Source organism: Novosphingobium umbonatum (genome assembly GCF_004005905.1).
GTDB classification, from domain to species: Bacteria; Pseudomonadota; Alphaproteobacteria; order Sphingomonadales; family Sphingomonadaceae; genus Novosphingobium; species Novosphingobium umbonatum.
Genome location: NZ_SACO01000010.1, coordinates 117,377 through 132,471, shown reverse-complemented (window position 1 = coordinate 132,471; position 15,095 = coordinate 117,377). Strand labels below are relative to the sequence as shown.

Sequence of the window (15,095 nt, the reverse complement as noted above, 5' to 3'; positions counted from 1 at the left end):
GCATTACGTGTTTTTCGGATGAAACAGCTGCTGATCTTCGGCCTTGGCTATACCGGCAAGGCCATTGCCCGCGCCGCCCTTACCCAAGGCTGGCGCATCACCGCCACCGGACGCGATGGCACCTTGCGCTTTGACGATGCGCCCGCCGTGCTGGCGGCGATCGGAGGTGCCGATGCGATCCTCTCCAGCGTGCCGCCTGCCCAAGGGCTAGACCCGGTGCTGGAGGCCTATGGGGATGCGTTGAAAGGCAAGAGGCTGGCCTATCTCTCCTCCACCGGCGTCTATGGCGATTGCGGCGGGGCATGGGTGGACGAAAGCGCGCCCGTGGTGGGCAAGGGCGGCACCGGCCGCCGCGCCGCCCGCGCACAGGCCGATGCCGCATGGCTGGATCTTGGCGCGCAAGTCTTCCGCCTGCCCGGCATCTATGGCCCGCCTATCGATGGGCAGGGGGGACGCTCTGCCTTTGACCGGTTGCGCGAGGGCCGCGCCCATCGCGTCGACCTGCCCGATCAGATCTTCAGCCGCATCCATGTGGAAGACATCGCCAGCGCCGTCCTGCTGGCGCTGGAATCCGGCGCTCCAGCTGGCGCCTACAACCTTGCCGACAATCTGCCCGCCCCGCAAAATGCCGTGATCGAGGAAGCCTGCCGCCTCTCCGGCCTGCCGCTGCCGCCCCTGCTCTCCCCCCAAGAAGTCCCCCCCGCCAGCCGCGCCTTCTATGCCGAAAACCGCCGCGTGGCCAATGGCAAGGCGCGGCGTATGCTGGGCTGGGCGCCGAGGTTTGGCGATTATCGCTCTGGCTTGCGGGCGATTTGGGATGAGGAAGCGGGGGTTTAGGTTTGTTTGCCGCGGGCGTTTTTTGCCTCCGGCGGGCAAAGGGCGGGGGCCCTTTGCAATCCCGTTAATGGGTGGCGCTTCGTCGGCCACATTGCTCTTTGGCTTGTTTTGAAAGCCGCTGCGCGGCGGGGGTTTGTGCGGAAAGTTAGGGGGAGCGGACGCTTAAAATGCGGCAGTCGACCACAATCTTCGGCCATTATACGCAAGTCGTCCCTGAATGTAATGGAGCCATCCCGCTGCTTTTATCTCGTCGCGGGTAGCATCTCGCCCTCCAACCACGGAAACATCCAGCCCCTCAATCAGATAATCAGGCGGGCTTCCCAAATAAGAATAGATACCTTGTTCTATTTTTTCGGGTGCCGTGTAAACCGTGTTACACTCATCGCAAAGAATGATGAGTGTTTGTTGATCATTGCAAAGGTAGAAACCTAATGAACCCTGCTCGCCGCAGAAATGGCAGCCTCCGCAGTGGAACATGACGCTAACCGGATCAAACATGCTTTAAAGAATATCATTCCCTGTTATCGTCCGCAACAGCACCGCATCTGGAAAGTCTCGTCCCTTCCCGCGAAGCGGCTTAACACCCCATGCACCACCACCGCAGAACCAAAACCCTACCCCATTAAAGGGATTGCAAAGGGCCCCCGCCCTTTGCCCGCCGGAGGCAAAACAAAACCCGCCGGAGGCAAAACAAAACCCTACCGCCCCCCCGTCAAAGCAATCACCAACCCCGCCATGGCCACCACAGACCCGACCACCGACAGCCAAGTCCACTGATACCCTTCGAAAAAGGTGGACAGGGCCATGGCCACTACCGGCGTGATGACATTGGTAAAGGCCGCGCGGCCTGCGCCGATCTGGCGGATCAGGGCGAAATAGATGGGGAAGGCGGCGACCGATCCGCCCAGCGCCAGCCAGCCGACCCCGCCCCAGAAGCGCCAACCTTGCGGGATGACCGGCGCGCCATGGGTGGCATAGGCAAAGGCGCCATCCAGCACCGCGCCCGCCAGCATGGCCCAGGCCAGCATCGGCACCACGGCTTGGGCGCGGCCAGTGGGCGTGGCCTGGATGATATTGGCGGTGGACGCGCTCATCACCCCGCATAGGGTCAGGCCCACGCCCAGCAGCGTCTGCGCGGCAGAGACGCCCTCATGCAGATGATATTCCTGCCCGATCAACACCGCGATGCCGACGATCGCCACCGCGCATCCGGCCAGAAACCGCCCCCGCAAAGGCGCGCCCAGCACGATCCGCCCCAAAATCGCATTGGGCACCATCATCAAGGCATAGAGCACCGCGACAAGTCCGGAGGGCACATAGGCCTCGGCGGCATAGACGAACTGGAAATTGCTGCAAAACTGGAACAGGCCGACCACCACCGCCAAGGCCAGCCCGCGCGGGGCCAGCCGCAAACTCTCCCCCCGCACAGCCGCCAGCAGTGCCATGCCGCAAGCCGCCAGCATGAAACGAAACGTCACCGTCCATGCCGGAACGCTCAGCGCGATCTGGTCCTTGATCACCAGCCATGTCGAACCCCAGATCAGGCTGACAATGGCAAAACTGGCCAAGGATTGCGCGGACAGGCGCGGGGAGGAAGGGCTGGAAGACGGCATGGCTCCGGCATAGGGCCGACCTGCCATGCGTCAAGTCGCGTGAAAGCGTAGCAGGTCCGGCGGACTTACTGCACCAGATGGGCCGATTGCACCGTCAGCGCGAAAAGCGCGATCAGCGCGTCCGATATGCTCTGGTCGGTCGCCACCTTATATTCCAGCGGTGAGCCATCCGATCCGGTGGAGGCGCAAGCCTGCAATTGCGGCTCGATATTGGGGATGGCAGGCCCAGCCAAAGTCGGCGCCCAACTTACCCCGATCAGCGAATCTGCATGATATTCGGTATAAAGCACCGCAATGCGGATGCCGCGCGCCTTGATCGCATTGCACTTGGCAATATGCGCGGCGGTCAATTGCGCAAAGCTGCGGGTGCTGCCCGACATTTCATCATACATGCCATCGGTCACCAGAAACATCACCTCCTGCGGGTTGGACGGCGTGGTGCCATCGCCCGGTGTCGCCATGGTGGTGTTCATGGTGGTCAGCATCGAGCTGAAATTGGTCGAGGCATCATTGTTGCAGAATGTGCTGGTGGGGCAGCCGTTGGAGGCCAGATAATCCTGCTGGGCATAGAAATCGGGGACCACCGAGCTGCTCATCGTCGCCATATCGGCCATGGTGCTGGTGATGGTGCGCACCGCATTGCTGGCGCCCGACCGCGTATAGTCAAAAGCGAAGAGTTGCAGCTTGTAGGTCACGCCCTTGTCGGCGGCTTGGGCTGCGGCATAGGGGATGAATTGCTGGGCCGCTGTGCGCAGCGCGTCGATGCGCAGCTCCACATTGGGCACGCCCCAATAGGTGGCGAAATTCTTGGCGATCCAGTAATTATCGGCAAAATAGCCATTGGGAAAAGCGGTGACCGTTACCGAACGCCCCGCCGCATTGAGCCCTATCGCCGTGCTGGAACTATAGCTGGTCAGGCGGAACACATTGCCCGACGTATCCAGCCAGACCGGACGCCCCGAAGGATCGCGGATATCGGTGCTGACCGTATGGGGCACCTTGATATGGCAACCAAAGGCGCAGCCATAGGGGGTGAAGGAATAGGTCTTGGTGGCATTGCGCATAGTGGTCATGCCCGAAGTGGTGGTGGGCAGCAACATGGAAGGGCTGGTGTCGAGCACCATATAGAAATTCATATAGGGCGCCTTGATCGCCTGCGAACTGGCGCTGCCCGAAATGGGCAAGGCCGATGTGCCCAGCAGCCGCGCGAACCATGTCGTCGCCTGCGCCCGCCATTGCACCACCACGCGGCGGCCATTGTTGAGCGTGCCGGTAGTGGTGATCGCCACCGACAGGTCGGTGTTGGGATTATAGGTCTTGGAGCCCAGCCGCGCCACTTGCGCATTGAACATCGCCTTGGCCGCATTCTGCGCCGCCGTGGTCGCGGTGGAGGACAGGTCCTGCATCATCGGCGAGGACACCGCCACCAGCGCGGCAGCATCGGCGGCGGCATTCATCTGCGCCTGCAATTTCATCGCGCGGCCATAATCCACGCCAAACCCCACCGCAAAGCTGACCGGCACCATCGCCAGCGCCACAAGGGTCAGGATATTGCCACGCCTATCGCCAGCAAGCTTCTTCCAGAAACGGCTCATGATGTTGTCAGCCCCACAGCCGCGCTGTTGCGCGGGCTCATCAAGGTTCGGTCATACAGGGTCATATCGGCGCTGGTGCCCATCCCCAGCGCGGCGGTGTTCAGCACGGGGTGATAGGTGTAATTGACCTCCCCCATGATCAGATAGGCATTGGTGGCCGCCACTCCGCTGGGCAAAGTCACCGTATCGCCCACTGTCAAAGCCGTGCCCCCCCGCGCCTGACTCCAGACCACGCGGGCGCTGGTGGTGCCGGTCACCTGCAATTGGCTCACCCGCACGCTGGCATCGGCCAGATCATAGGGCGCCAACACTTGCGCGCTGGCCGCCAGCACCGTGTCCAGCCCGCCGGTCGAAATGCTGACCGAGCGGGTGACCAGATCGGTGATCGTGCGCGTGGTGGCGGTCACCTTGCGACTGGCCGCCATCTGGTCCGACAGGGTAAAGATCGAGACATAAAGCCCGATCAGCACCGGCAGGCTGACCGCAAATTCCACCAGCGTCGAGCCGCTTTGATCCTGCATCAGACGGCGCATCAATAAAGCTCCGTCTTCAACACACTGGCCGCCGCCAGCATCCGGTTCCCGCCCTGTTGATTGGTCAGGTTCAGCCCGAAAGGCCCATTGGCCACCGGCCACAGATACATCAGCCGCACCAGCACAATGTCGTCCCGCCCGCCCAGATCATAGCTGAATGTATTGGTCACCGCCCCGCTGCTATTATAGGTCAGCGTCACCGCCCCCGTATTGGCCGAGGCAAAGGAAGTGACCGTGCGCGCATCAATATACAGCCGGTTGCAGCTCATGAACGGAGGCAAAGCCGCGCAGGCCGCGCTCTTGAACTGCGCCTGCGTCATGCCCGCCTGCTGCGCCTGCCCCGTCATCACCACGCGGCCCGCCATATCCGCCGCCGATTGCAGCCCCTGCTGCGCCATATAGATCAACGCCGTATGCAAAATGCCCAGCAAAAGCGCGATCACCATCGGCCCGAACAGCGCAAATTCCACCAAAGGCCCGCCCCGCTGGCAAGCCCACAAGGCGGCGCTTAGGCTCTGGCGCGAATCTGCTAGGTGGCTTTCCATAAGGAAAATATCGTGGCCAAGCCTAAAGATCGCGTTAACCGCGTTTCCCGCCCGATCTTTTTGCACTATCCCAAGAGGTTATAAGGATTTACCCCCTATACCGCCCGTCAAAGATCAAAAGGATTTCCCGATGCAGGTACTCGTCACCGGTGTTGCCGGTTTCATCGGCTACAGCCTCTCGCTGCAATTGCTGGCGCGTGGCGACACCGTCATCGGCATCGACAATCTCAACGATTACTATCAGGTCAGCCTGAAACAAGACCGCCTCAAAGCCCTGCGCGAGGCCGGTGGCGACCGCTTCATCTTCCTCCATCAGGACTTCGGCCATTACGAGGCCACCGTAGAAGCGCTAAAACCCTATAGTTTCAGCCGCATCGTCCATCTGGGCGCGCAGGCGGGCGTGCGCTATTCCATCCAGAACCCCCACGCCTATGTCCATTCCAACCTTGCCGGACATCTCAACCTGCTGGAAATCGGCCGCCATCGCGGCGTCGAACATCTCGTCTACGCCTCCTCCTCCAGCGTCTATGGCGGCAACACCCAACTGCCCTTCGCCGTCGAAGACCGCGTCGACCAACCCGTCAGCCTCTATGCCGCCACCAAAAAGGCCGACGAGCTGATGAGCGAAACCTACGCCCATCTCTTCCGCCTGCCCCAAACGGGCTTACGCTTCTTCACCGTCTATGGCCCATGGGGCCGCCCCGACATGATGCTCTGGCTCTTCACCCGCGCCATGCTGGCCGGTGAACCCATCAAAGTGTTCAACAACGGCGACATGTACCGCGACTTCACCTTCATCGACGACATCATCGCCGGCGTCATCGCCAGCCTCGACAACCCGCCCGCCGACGACGGCGCCCCCAAAGCTGGCGGCTCCACCAAGCCCCACCGCATCTACAACATCGGCAACCACCGTTCCGAGCACCTGATGAAAGTCGTCTCCCTCCTCGAAGACGCCCTCTCCATCAAACCCGTCATCGACTTCCAGCCCATGCAGGCCGGTGACGTCCAGGCCACCTACGCCAACATCGACGCCATCGCGGGCGATCTGGGCTATTCGCCAACTACCCCCATCGAAGTCGGCGTGCCCAAGTTCGTCGAGTGGTATCGTGCGTATCACGGGGTTTGATATCTGGCGGGGCGCTGGGGGTGTTTGAATGGCCTTCGGCGCCTCCGGCGGTTTGAGTTTTTGCCTCCGGCGGGCAAAGGGCGGGGGCCCTTTGCAATCCCGATAATGGTTGGCGCTTCGTCGGCCACATTGCTCTATGGCTTGTTTTGAAAGCCGCTGCGCGGCGGGGGTATGGCCGGAAATTAGGGGGAGCGGACTTCCTTATCGGCCTGAGACCAAATCAGAGAGAACCATAACTAAAATCCAGCCATACAATCCAAGAAGCCCTCCGTATGCAATGGCTAACGTCCAAAACCCGAACGGGGAGCTATTCCGTTCAACTTTCCCGCCCCGTGCTGGCATGATACCAGTCCTTAATCCTACAAAAAGGAGCCATCCCACGATTTGTGGTATTAAGAGGAACGCGGTTCCCCCAATTACCGCTCGCCAACCAAATGATGATCCGCCGAATAAAAGGCACGGGGCCATTGCAATTGCGAGGAAGCAGGCCAACGTGCTTCCCCTTTGTTTCCACGACCAATCCCACCAGAGCATTTTAACGAGATAACATGCGCGCATGAACGTCCGCAATAGCACCGTATCCGGAAAGTCTCTTTTCTTCCCGCGAAGCGGCTTAACAGTCACTCTTGGCCTCCCCCTTTCATCACGACAGCAAGGCGCCCCACCCCATTAACGGGATTGCAAAGGGCCCCCGCCCTTTGCCCGCCGGAGGCAAATGGCTGCGAAAAAACCATGCGCAGCATTTCCCCCCTTTCCTACAACAAACCATATCGGATAAACCGCGAACACCTACCCAACCCAAGATGCGCAAAGGGAGGGGTGGGGAGAGGGACTGGCGGGTGGTTTGGGGCGTGGGATGGTGGGGTGATGCCCGCGATCAGGCACAAACCGCCAGCAAGCACCGGCGGGATGAAACGGCCATGGGCGATCTGCGAGCCCGACCCTATGGCTGCCCGTTTGGCAGGGCCGAGCTTCGGTTGGCAGCTTTGCCGAAGCCATTCGCGATGGAAAAAGCGCAAGACCCGCCGCCCGCGCTAACCAAAGCCAGGCGGCCCAAGCCACCGGCCAGTCCTTCGGATTGCGCGGCGCAGGCCAAAAAAGATCCGCACTGGCCAGCGGAGGCGCAAACCTGCCTGCCCGTCACAGCCCTATCCGCCCGACACGGCCTATCGCCGGAAGACGTAACGGGGGTGCAGGGGGCCGCCGCCCCCTGCGAACAATCCTAAATCACTCGGCCACTTCCGCCACAGCATTAGCCGCTTCGATCTCGGCCGCCTTGGCCTCCACCAGCTTGACGATATGCTCCAGCATATCCTCGCTCTGCACGGTATGGTCGGTCACGCCGGAGAGGTAGACCATATGCTTGCCATTGCCGCCGCCGGTCAGGCCGATATCGGTCTCGCGCGCCTCGCCCGGCCCGTTGACCACGCAGCCCAGCACGGACAGCGAGAGCGGCGTCTTGATATGCGACAGGCGGCTTTCCAGCGCTTCCACGGTCTTGATAACGTCAAACCCCTGCCGCGCGCAGGATGGGCAGGACACCACCCGCACCCCGCGCGTGCGCAGGCCCAGCGCTTTGAGCATTTCAAAGCCCACGCGCACCTCTTCCTCCGGCGGGGCGGAGAGCGAGACGCGGATCGTGTCGCCAATGCCGGCCCACAGCAGGTTGCCCATGCCGATGGAGCTTTTCACCGTGCCGCCGATCAAGCCGCCCGCCTCGGTAATGCCCAGATGCAGCGGGCAATCCACCGCCTCGGCCAGCCCCATATAGGCGGCCACGGCAAGGAACACGTCGGACGCTTTGACCGCCACTTTGAACTCGTGGAAATCGTGGTCCTGCAACAATTTGATATGGTCCAGCGCGCTTTCCACCAAGGCTTCGGGGCAAGGCTCGCCATATTTTTCCAGCAGGTCGCGCTCGAGCGAACCGGCGTTCACGCCAATGCGGATCGAACAGCCATTGGCCTTGGCCGCGCGCACCACTTCGGCCACGCGGTCGCTACCGCCGATATTGCCGGGGTTAATCCGCAAACAGGCCGCGCCCGCGTCCGCCGCTTCCAGCGCGCGCTTATAATGGAAATGGATATCGGCCACCAAAGGCACATTCGATTCGCGCACGATCTGTTTGAAGGCGGCGGTCGATTCCACATCGGGGCAGGACACGCGCACAATATCCGCGCCCGCTTCTTCACAACGGCGGATCTGGGCAATCGTGGCCGCCGCATCGCTGGTCAGCGTGTTGGTCATGGTCTGCACCGCGATCGGGGCATTGCCGCCAACGGGCACCTTGCCCACCATGATCTGGCGGCATTCGCGGCGGGCAATATCACGCCAAGGACGGACTGACGACATGGGGGACTCCTTTACTCGGCAGCAATTTAGGCGATCGAGGTTACAGTTCCAAGCTTACCCTCTGGGCAATTCCTGGGCATAGCTGCCCAAAAGACGCAAAGACTTGGTGTGGAAGGCCAGCTCCTCCAGCGCTCGGTCAAAGGCGGGTTCCCCCGGCTTGCCCAGCACATCGGCATAGAACATCGTGGCCTCGAAACTGGCCCCCTTTTGATAGGATTCCAGCTTGACCATGCTGATGCCATTGGTGGCAAACCCGCCCAAAGCCTTGAACAGCGCGGCGGGCACATTGCGGACCTCGAAAATAAACGTGGTCATCGCCGTGCCGGTGATGGTGGCAGGGTCCAAAGGCGCGCGGGACAGCACGACAAAGCGCGTGGTATTATCCGCCGCATCCTCGACATTGTTCTGGATAATATCCAGCCCATAAAGCTCTGCGGCCAGCGCGGGCGCAATGGCGGCGGCCTGCGGGTCGCCCATTTCCTGCACATAGGCCGCAGCCCCCGCCGTATCGGCATAGGCCATGGGCACAATGCCCCGCTCGCGCAGGAAATGGCGCGATTGGCCAAGCGCCTGCGGGTGGGAATAGGCGGCGGCAAACGGCCCCTTCGCGCCGGGCAGAGCCATCAGTGCATGGCGGATCGAGAGGAAATGCTCGTCCACAATCGACAATCCGCTTTCGGGCAGCAGGAAATGCATATCGGCCACACGACCGTTCTGGCTGTTTTCGATGGGAATAATCGCGCGATCGGCGCGGCCTTCCTTCACCGCGTCCAACGCATCCTCAAAACTGTAGCACGGCAAAGGCGCGCAATCGGGCGCATATTCCAAAGCCGCGCGGTGCGAATTGCAGCCGGGCGCGCCTTGAAAGGCGATGGCGTTGGAAGGGTCACTTTCTGCCAAAGCTGTCAGAGATTTGACCTGGATCAGAGCGGGCGTTGGATAGCTGTGCATAGCGGGCCTGCGCATAGGCGGTTTTTCCGGCCAGCGCCAGTGGGCTTTGACCCTGATCGGCTGCTGCTCCCCATAGCAGTCGGGCGGGGTTGAAGCTTATGCTGGAAACTGGTGCGAATAGCACCTTGCGCTTGGGTTTGACGCTCTCTAAGCTTGAGGGCAAAACAGCTTTGGGCCTTCCGCCCAACAGCAGAAATGGGACGGGGCATTTGCGATGAGCGATCGTTTTAATACCATCGCCGGTTGGGTTCTGGGCAGCGCGGTGGTCGGGCTGGGTCTGGCCAGCCTGAGCGGGCATTATTTCCATGCCGATAAAGAAAATCGCCCCGAGGTTATGGGCCATCCCATTGCGGGCGTATCGGATGTAAAGGCAGGCCCTGCCGAAGCGCCGATCGAGGAATTGCTGGCCAAGGCCGACGCGACCAAGGGCGCGCAGGTCTTCCAGAAATGCGCATCCTGCCACACGATTACCCAAGGCGGCGCCAATGGCATTGGCCCCAACATCTATGCCATTTTCGGTGACGAAATCGGCAAGGGTCGCGGCGGCTTTGCCTTCTCGGCGGGCCTTGCTGGCAAGGGCGGCAAGTGGGACTTCGCCAATATGAATGAATGGCTGAAGAACCCCCGCGCCTTTGCCGAGGGCACCAAGATGACCTTTGCCGGCCTCGAATCGGCGGAAGATCGCGCGGCGCTGATGGTCTATCTCAACGCGCAAGGTTCCAACCTGCCCCTGCCCGCAGCCCCTGCGGCAGCAGCGCCTGCGGCAGCAGCGCCTGCGGGTGATGCAGCCCCAGCGGAGGCCGCCAGCGGCGAGGCCAAGGCTCCGGCCTGAAAGCCATAAAAAAGGCCCCGAAGGTTTTTCGCAACCTTCGGGGCCTTTTTTGCCTCACTCTTCCGGTTCAGCTTCCGCGCGGCCCTTGAAGCCTTGCGCGATCACATACCATTCGGACGAATCCTTGCGACTCGCCGGCGGCTTGGCGTGCTTCACGCTGGCAAAATTGCGCTTCAAAATATTGAGCAGCCCCGGATCGGTGCCACCGGCAAACACCTTGGCCACAAAGGCCCCGCCCTTCGCCAGATTGAGGCAGGCGAAATCCACCGCCGTTTCCACAAGGCCCATGGTGCGCAAATGGTCGGTCTGCTTATGCCCCACCGTATTGGCCGCCATGTCGGAAATCACCAGATCGGGCGCGCCGCCCAAGGCTTCCATCAAAACATCGGGCGCTTCATCGGCCATAAAGTCCATCTGGAACAGCACCGCCCCCTCAATAGGATCGGTGGGCAGCAAATCGATGCCCACAACCGCCGCCTGCGGGCTACGCTGGCGCACCACCTGCGTCCAGCCACCGGGCGCCACGCCAAGGTCCACCACGCGGCGCGATCCTTTGACGAGGCCGAATTTGTCGTCCAACTCCATCAACTTATAGGCGGCGCGGCTGCGATAGCCGTCGGCCTTGGCCTTTTTCACATAGGGGTCGTTCAATTGCCTTTGCAGCCAGCGGGTCTGGCTGGCCGTGCGGCCCTTGGCATTTTTCAGGCGGGTAACGGGGTCGCGTCCGGAACGGCTCATGCATGGCCTCCTAGGCTGGGAGTGATCCCGATCAGGCTGCGCAAAATGCCTTCACGGATGCCGCGATCGGCCACGCCAAGGCGCGCGGCAGGCCACAGGTCGAGAATCGATTCCAGAATGGCGCAACCGGCCACCACCAGATCGGCGCGCTCACGCCCGATACAGGCCACTTCGCGCCGCCCATAAAGCGAGCGGGTGGCCAGCATCTGGCAAATGTCACGCATGCGGTGGGTGGGCACGATGCAGCCATCCACCATGGAGCGGTCATAATGGGGCAGGTCGAGATGGACGCTGGCCAAAGTGGTGATCGTGCCGCTGGTGCCCAGCAGGCGCAGCGCACCATGGTCATCGATCAGCCTTTGCCGCAAGGGGGCCAGACGCCCCGCAAATTCGGCAAAGCCATCGGCCACCCGCCCGCGCATTTCGGCATAGCGGTCGGCACGGGCCTCGACGCTGTCGCGCTCTGGCTGGCAACTTTCGGTCAAGGACACCACGCCATAGGGGATCGACACGAAGTCCAGAATGCGCGGCGCGCCGCCCGGTTCGTCATGGTCGATCAACACCAGCTCAGTCGAGCCGCCGCCAATATCGAACACCAGGGCCGGCCCCGGACCCGGCTCCAGCAATATATGGCAGCCCAGCACCGCCAGACGCGCCTCTTCACGTGCCGAGATAATATCCAGCCAGATGCCGGTTTCCCGCCGCACTCGCTCGATAAATTCCGGCCCGTTGCTGGCGCGGCGGCAGGCCTCGGTCGCCACCGAACGCGCCAGAGTGACCCCGCGCCGCCGCAATTTCTCGCCGCAAATGCGCAGCGCGCCCAAGGCCCGCTCCATCGCCGCATCGGACAGGCGGCCGGTCTGCGCCAGCCCCTCGCCCAGCCGCACCACGCGGCTGAACGCATCGACCACCACAAAGGAATCGCCCGAAGGCCGCGCGATCAACAGGCGGCAATTGTTTGTGCCAAGGTCGATCGCGGCGAAGGAATGCTGTTGCAACCCCTGCCCTGCCCCTGCGGGCAAGGGCGGCAGGCGCGGGGGAACGCCAACCGGAGGGGTCGGTCTGGATGGCTGGGGTTTGGCCGCCTGCGGGCGCGATTTGGCCGCCGGTTTGGCACCAGCAGGCCGTGCCGCCCGCGCAGCCTGCGCCTCAGCCATACGCGCCACATGGCGGGCCTCGCGCTCCTTGGCCGCTTCCTTGCGTCCGCGCCTTTTGCCACCGCGCCGCCTGCGGCCCGAAGCATTGGGATCGGACGCGGATTGCGCCCCTCCCGCATTGCTCGCCGGAGGCCGGTCAGGGCCTTCCGGTGACTCACCGGTGCTGCGCGCCATCTGGCCCGACGGAGAAGCCTTGCGCCGGTTCCGGCGCCCACGGCGCCTCGGCGTATCTCCGCGCAGGGGCCCATTGGCCAGCGCATCCGGCGGAAGCTGTTCCGCCATATTTTGTATCACTCGAATCTATCAGTTCTGGCAAAGGGCCAGTGTCATTGACGCGCAACCTAGCGCTGCGACCGCCAAGGGGCAAGGCTTGATGCAAAAAAGGGGTTGACCTTGCTGGAATCGCCCAGTAAAGGCGCCTCCACCGACGCAGTGATGCCCTGTCGTCTAATGGTAAGACTACGGATTCTGATTCCGTCTATCGAGGTTCGAATCCTTGCAGGGCATCCATTTTCCAGCTCAGTGACATCACAAGCTTGGCACGCTCTGCGTAGAGCACCCCCATCCCGACAGGGGACAAATCCCTCGATCAACAGATAGCCCTCGATAGCCAGGTTAGAGCATCGCATGGTCGCGCAACGCGTCAGACCAGCACTGGCTTGATACCAGCAAAATTGGCTATTTTCAGAATTGGTCGAGGGCGCCCAAGATACAGCACAGGGCCAGCAAAGGCGCATCACTCCCCGCGCACGAAAGCTTGGCATTTGCCCAAGCCATTGGCAGAAATGGAGGCCCGAGCCGGAATATTACTCTAATTCACAGCCCTTCGCAGAACTTCGAAAACTCCCATATATTCAGAGTTGTTTGATAAGATAACTTCGCCAAGCTCCGTTGACACTCGCCACAAGCCGCCATAATGTGTGGGGAAAGGTGTGGGAAATGCGATGGGAAAGCTGACTGTAACCGAAGTGCGAAATGCCAAGCCAATTATTGGGATCGACGGACAGCCACGCAAGCGCGTGCTAGTCGATGGCATGGGCCTGATGCTGGTGGTTGCCCCGTCAGGTGCCCGCAATTGGGTGCTGCGCGTTCAAGAGGGTAAGACGGCAAGTGGCAAACCGCGCCGCCGTGACATTGGACTAGGTTCCGCCGACACCGAGGGGGCAGGGCGCCGCGCATTCCCGCAGAACGACAGCAGGCTGACAGAACTGCCCCTGATGCTCCGCAAGGTGCTGACGCTGGCGGAAGCTCGCGAGAAGGCCGCTGCGCTGCGCAAGCTTGCCAAGGCAGGCGCAGACCCTGTGCTGGAGCGTGACCGTGAACGTAAGGCTATCCCGACCTTCGCCGAGGCAGTCACCGCGACGCATGACGCCCTCAAGTCTGGCTGGAACGATAAGACAGCCAAGGCATTCCTCGCGTCACTGGAATTTCACGCGGTGCCCAAGCTGGGCGCACTCCGTGTCGATGCGATTGGCGCGAATGACATCATTCTGGCGCTGGCGCCAATCTGGACCGAGAAGGCCGTAACCGCCAGCAAAGTGCGCCACCGCATCGGCATGGTTTTGGCATTCGCCAAGTCGCGTGGCTGGCGAACCGAAGCACCACCCGATGCGCGGGAAATGCGTTCAGGTCTGCCGAAGCAAGCGGCTGGCGGACATTTCGAAGCTATGCCCTATGCTGATGTTCCGGTATTTATAGGGAACGAACTGGGCAAAGAACTGGGGGCCAGCCGCGCCGCGACCTTGTTTGCAATCCTCACCGCTTCCCGCTCGGGTGCCGTGCGCAAGGCTACTTGGGAGCAGATAGACCTTGAGGCGCGCGAATGGCATTGCCCCGCCGACATCATGAAAAAGCAACGGGCGCACGACGTTGCCCTATCTAGCGCGGCAATTGCCTTACTAGAGCAATACACACCCAAAGAACTGCGCTCTGGCCTGATCTTTCGAGGCGTTCGTGACGGCTCACTGTCCGACATGTCGCTGACCAAGGTGCTGCGCCAAGCAAAACGGGGCGAAACGCTCCATGGTTTTCGTTCCAGCTTCCGCGATTGGGCAGCCGAACGGATGCCCCATATACCTTTCATGGTCGCACAAATGGCACTGTCTCATGCGGTTGGTAGCGCAACTGATCGAGCTTATTTACGCACCGATATGCTCGAAATGCGCCGCGCACTGATGGAAGCGTGGGGACAATTCGCGGCCCCATCGCTATCCGTCGGGGCTGGCAATGTAGTGCCGCTACAAAGAGTTTCAGGGAGCTGACCGCGAACACTAACTGGCCTTCTGAAACCCCCGAGTTTCCGGCTGGCCATAACATCAACGGACAAAAAGAGTAGAAGACATGGCCAACCAAGATCTTACCTCTAGCATTACGCCCCCCTCACCGGCAGCCCCACCAGCCATTGGCGAGCATAACGGTAACGAGTTTGGCATCTTGCATGGGCTGGGTAGTATGATCGCTGATGACGACCGCTGCCTGCCATGGCTAGCCGCAATGTCGGATTGGGAGTTCAATTCAATTACGCTGGACATTGGTCGGCCTGAAACCGAGGATGAAGAGGAGCGCCGCAGCCAGCGCGCGCGCCGTGCATGGGCCGTTTTGATGGGAATGCCAGCGCCTGACAATGCCGCACTGCTATGGAAGCTGGATCAATTGCTTGGAAGCGTGAGCAACAGCGGCTGCGAAAATTGGGGCGCCGAGTTCTTAGCACAGACAGTTGCGGATTACCGCCGCCTTCTCTCCCCCGCGTATAGCAAATAGCTCAGTATCAGTGCTACGAATTGGGCGGGGCTAGGCTGGCCAGCCAAACGCGG

At 61.6% G+C, this 15,095-nt stretch carries 14 protein-coding genes and 1 tRNA gene; 6 read left to right on the top strand and 9 right to left on the bottom strand.

The window, feature by feature from the left end; translation table 11 throughout:
* The first annotated feature begins 18 nt into the window (after positions 1–18).
* Entirely contained in the window at positions 19–837 is an 819-nt protein-coding gene (locus tag EOE18_RS13250; RefSeq protein WP_127710280.1) for a Rossmann-fold NAD(P)-binding domain-containing protein, read from the top strand.
* A gap of 162 nt (positions 838–999) precedes the next feature.
* Here the strand turns inward: EOE18_RS13250 and EOE18_RS13245 are convergent, their stop codons facing one another.
* From EOE18_RS13245 to EOE18_RS13225, 5 genes are all read right to left on the bottom strand, one after another.
* A complete protein-coding gene (locus EOE18_RS13245; protein ID WP_127710278.1) occupies positions 1,000–1,335 on the bottom strand; it encodes a hypothetical protein in 336 nt (111 codons plus the stop codon).
* Positions 1,336–1,535: 200 nt separating this feature from the next.
* Complete coding sequence (locus EOE18_RS13240) at positions 1,536–2,477, bottom strand: DMT family transporter (protein ID WP_246027444.1); 942 nt, start codon at positions 2,475–2,477, stop codon at positions 1,536–1,538.
* Positions 2,478–2,515: 38 nt separating this feature from the next.
* Positions 2,516–4,045 (bottom strand): pilus assembly protein TadG-related protein, encoded by a 1,530-nt coding sequence (locus EOE18_RS13235; RefSeq protein ID WP_127710276.1) that lies wholly within the window; start codon positions 4,043–4,045, stop codon positions 2,516–2,518.
* Positions 4,042–4,578, bottom strand: a complete 537-nt coding sequence (locus tag EOE18_RS13230; RefSeq protein WP_127710274.1) for a TadE/TadG family type IV pilus assembly protein — start codon at positions 4,576–4,578, stop codon at positions 4,042–4,044. The genes EOE18_RS13235 and EOE18_RS13230 overlap by 4 nt, the downstream gene beginning before the upstream one ends.
* The gene (locus tag EOE18_RS13225; RefSeq protein WP_127710272.1) at positions 4,578–5,123 is read right to left on the bottom strand and encodes a TadE/TadG family type IV pilus assembly protein; all 546 of its coding nucleotides are present in this window, start codon (positions 5,121–5,123) and stop codon (positions 4,578–4,580) included. The genes EOE18_RS13230 and EOE18_RS13225 overlap by 1 nt, the downstream gene beginning before the upstream one ends.
* Before the next feature lie 130 nt (positions 5,124–5,253).
* On the opposite strand from EOE18_RS13225, the gene EOE18_RS13220 reads away from it, so the two are divergent.
* On the top strand, positions 5,254–6,252 hold the full coding sequence (locus tag EOE18_RS13220; RefSeq protein ID WP_127710270.1) for an NAD-dependent epimerase/dehydratase family protein: 999 nt from the start codon (positions 5,254–5,256) through the stop codon (positions 6,250–6,252).
* A gap of 1,227 nt (positions 6,253–7,479) precedes the next feature.
* Here the strand turns inward: EOE18_RS13220 and ispG are convergent.
* Entirely contained in the window at positions 7,480–8,604 is a 1,125-nt protein-coding gene (gene ispG, locus EOE18_RS13215; RefSeq protein WP_127710268.1) for a flavodoxin-dependent (E)-4-hydroxy-3-methylbut-2-enyl-diphosphate synthase, read from the bottom strand.
* A 54-nt stretch (positions 8,605–8,658) separates the two neighbouring features.
* Positions 8,659–9,555 carry a prephenate dehydratase gene (locus EOE18_RS13210; protein WP_127710330.1) on the bottom strand — a complete coding sequence of 299 codons (897 nt, stop codon included), beginning with the start codon at positions 9,553–9,555 and terminating at the stop codon, positions 8,659–8,661.
* A 214-nt stretch (positions 9,556–9,769) separates the two neighbouring features.
* On the opposite strand from EOE18_RS13210, the gene EOE18_RS13205 reads away from it, so the two are divergent.
* A complete protein-coding gene (locus tag EOE18_RS13205; protein ID WP_127710266.1) occupies positions 9,770–10,387 on the top strand; it encodes a c-type cytochrome in 618 nt (205 codons plus the stop codon).
* 54 nt (positions 10,388–10,441) lie between these two features.
* Here the strand turns inward: EOE18_RS13205 and EOE18_RS13200 are convergent, their stop codons facing one another.
* Both EOE18_RS13200 and EOE18_RS13195 read right to left on the bottom strand, forming a co-directional pair.
* Positions 10,442–11,125 (bottom strand): RlmE family RNA methyltransferase, encoded by a 684-nt coding sequence (locus tag EOE18_RS13200; RefSeq protein ID WP_127710264.1) that lies wholly within the window; start codon positions 11,123–11,125, stop codon positions 10,442–10,444.
* Entirely contained in the window at positions 11,122–12,564 is a 1,443-nt protein-coding gene (locus EOE18_RS13195) for a Ppx/GppA phosphatase family protein (protein ID WP_246027443.1), read from the bottom strand. Before EOE18_RS13195 ends, EOE18_RS13200 begins: the two co-directional genes overlap by 4 nt.
* Before the next feature lie 154 nt (positions 12,565–12,718).
* Here EOE18_RS13195 and EOE18_RS13190 point away from each other — a divergent pair.
* The 3 genes from EOE18_RS13190 (at position 12,719) to EOE18_RS13180 (ending at position 15,042) form a co-directional block, all read left to right on the top strand.
* Positions 12,719–12,792: transfer RNA gene (locus EOE18_RS13190), tRNA-Gln, on the top strand.
* Between the two features lie 434 nt (positions 12,793–13,226).
* Positions 13,227–14,543 carry a tyrosine-type recombinase/integrase gene (locus EOE18_RS13185; protein WP_127710262.1) on the top strand — a complete coding sequence of 439 codons (1,317 nt, stop codon included), beginning with the start codon at positions 13,227–13,229 and terminating at the stop codon, positions 14,541–14,543.
* Positions 14,544–14,733: 190 nt separating this feature from the next.
* Entirely contained in the window at positions 14,734–15,042 is a 309-nt protein-coding gene (locus tag EOE18_RS13180; RefSeq protein ID WP_127710260.1) for a hypothetical protein, read from the top strand.
* Positions 15,043–15,095 lie beyond the last annotated feature (53 nt).

Bases quoted from the DNA above. Each gene is read 5' to 3' on its own strand.
- EOE18_RS13210 (WP_127710330.1), bottom strand. From the start codon at position 9,555: ATGCACAGCTATCCAACGCCCGCTCTGATCCAGGTCAAATCTCTGACA.
- ispG (WP_127710268.1), bottom strand. From the start codon at position 8,604: ATGTCGTCAGTCCGTCCTTGGCGTGATATTGCCCGCCGCGAATGCCGC.
- EOE18_RS13185 (WP_127710262.1), top strand. From the start codon at position 13,227: ATGGGAAAGCTGACTGTAACCGAAGTGCGAAATGCCAAGCCAATTATT.
- EOE18_RS13205 (WP_127710266.1), top strand. From the start codon at position 9,770: ATGAGCGATCGTTTTAATACCATCGCCGGTTGGGTTCTGGGCAGCGCG.
- EOE18_RS13220 (WP_127710270.1), top strand. From the start codon at position 5,254: ATGCAGGTACTCGTCACCGGTGTTGCCGGTTTCATCGGCTACAGCCTC.
- EOE18_RS13195 (WP_246027443.1), bottom strand. From the start codon at position 12,564: ATGGCGGAACAGCTTCCGCCGGATGCGCTGGCCAATGGGCCCCTGCGC.
- EOE18_RS13225 (WP_127710272.1), bottom strand. From the start codon at position 5,123: ATGGAAAGCCACCTAGCAGATTCGCGCCAGAGCCTAAGCGCCGCCTTG.
- EOE18_RS13250 (WP_127710280.1), top strand. From the start codon at position 19: ATGAAACAGCTGCTGATCTTCGGCCTTGGCTATACCGGCAAGGCCATT.
- EOE18_RS13240 (WP_246027444.1), bottom strand. From the start codon at position 2,477: ATGGCAGGTCGGCCCTATGCCGGAGCCATGCCGTCTTCCAGCCCTTCC.
- EOE18_RS13245 (WP_127710278.1), bottom strand. From the start codon at position 1,335: ATGTTTGATCCGGTTAGCGTCATGTTCCACTGCGGAGGCTGCCATTTC.
- EOE18_RS13230 (WP_127710274.1), bottom strand. From the start codon at position 4,578: ATGCGCCGTCTGATGCAGGATCAAAGCGGCTCGACGCTGGTGGAATTT.
- EOE18_RS13180 (WP_127710260.1), top strand. From the start codon at position 14,734: ATGATCGCTGATGACGACCGCTGCCTGCCATGGCTAGCCGCAATGTCG.
- EOE18_RS13200 (WP_127710264.1), bottom strand. From the start codon at position 11,125: ATGAGCCGTTCCGGACGCGACCCCGTTACCCGCCTGAAAAATGCCAAG.
- EOE18_RS13235 (WP_127710276.1), bottom strand. From the start codon at position 4,045: ATGAGCCGTTTCTGGAAGAAGCTTGCTGGCGATAGGCGTGGCAATATC.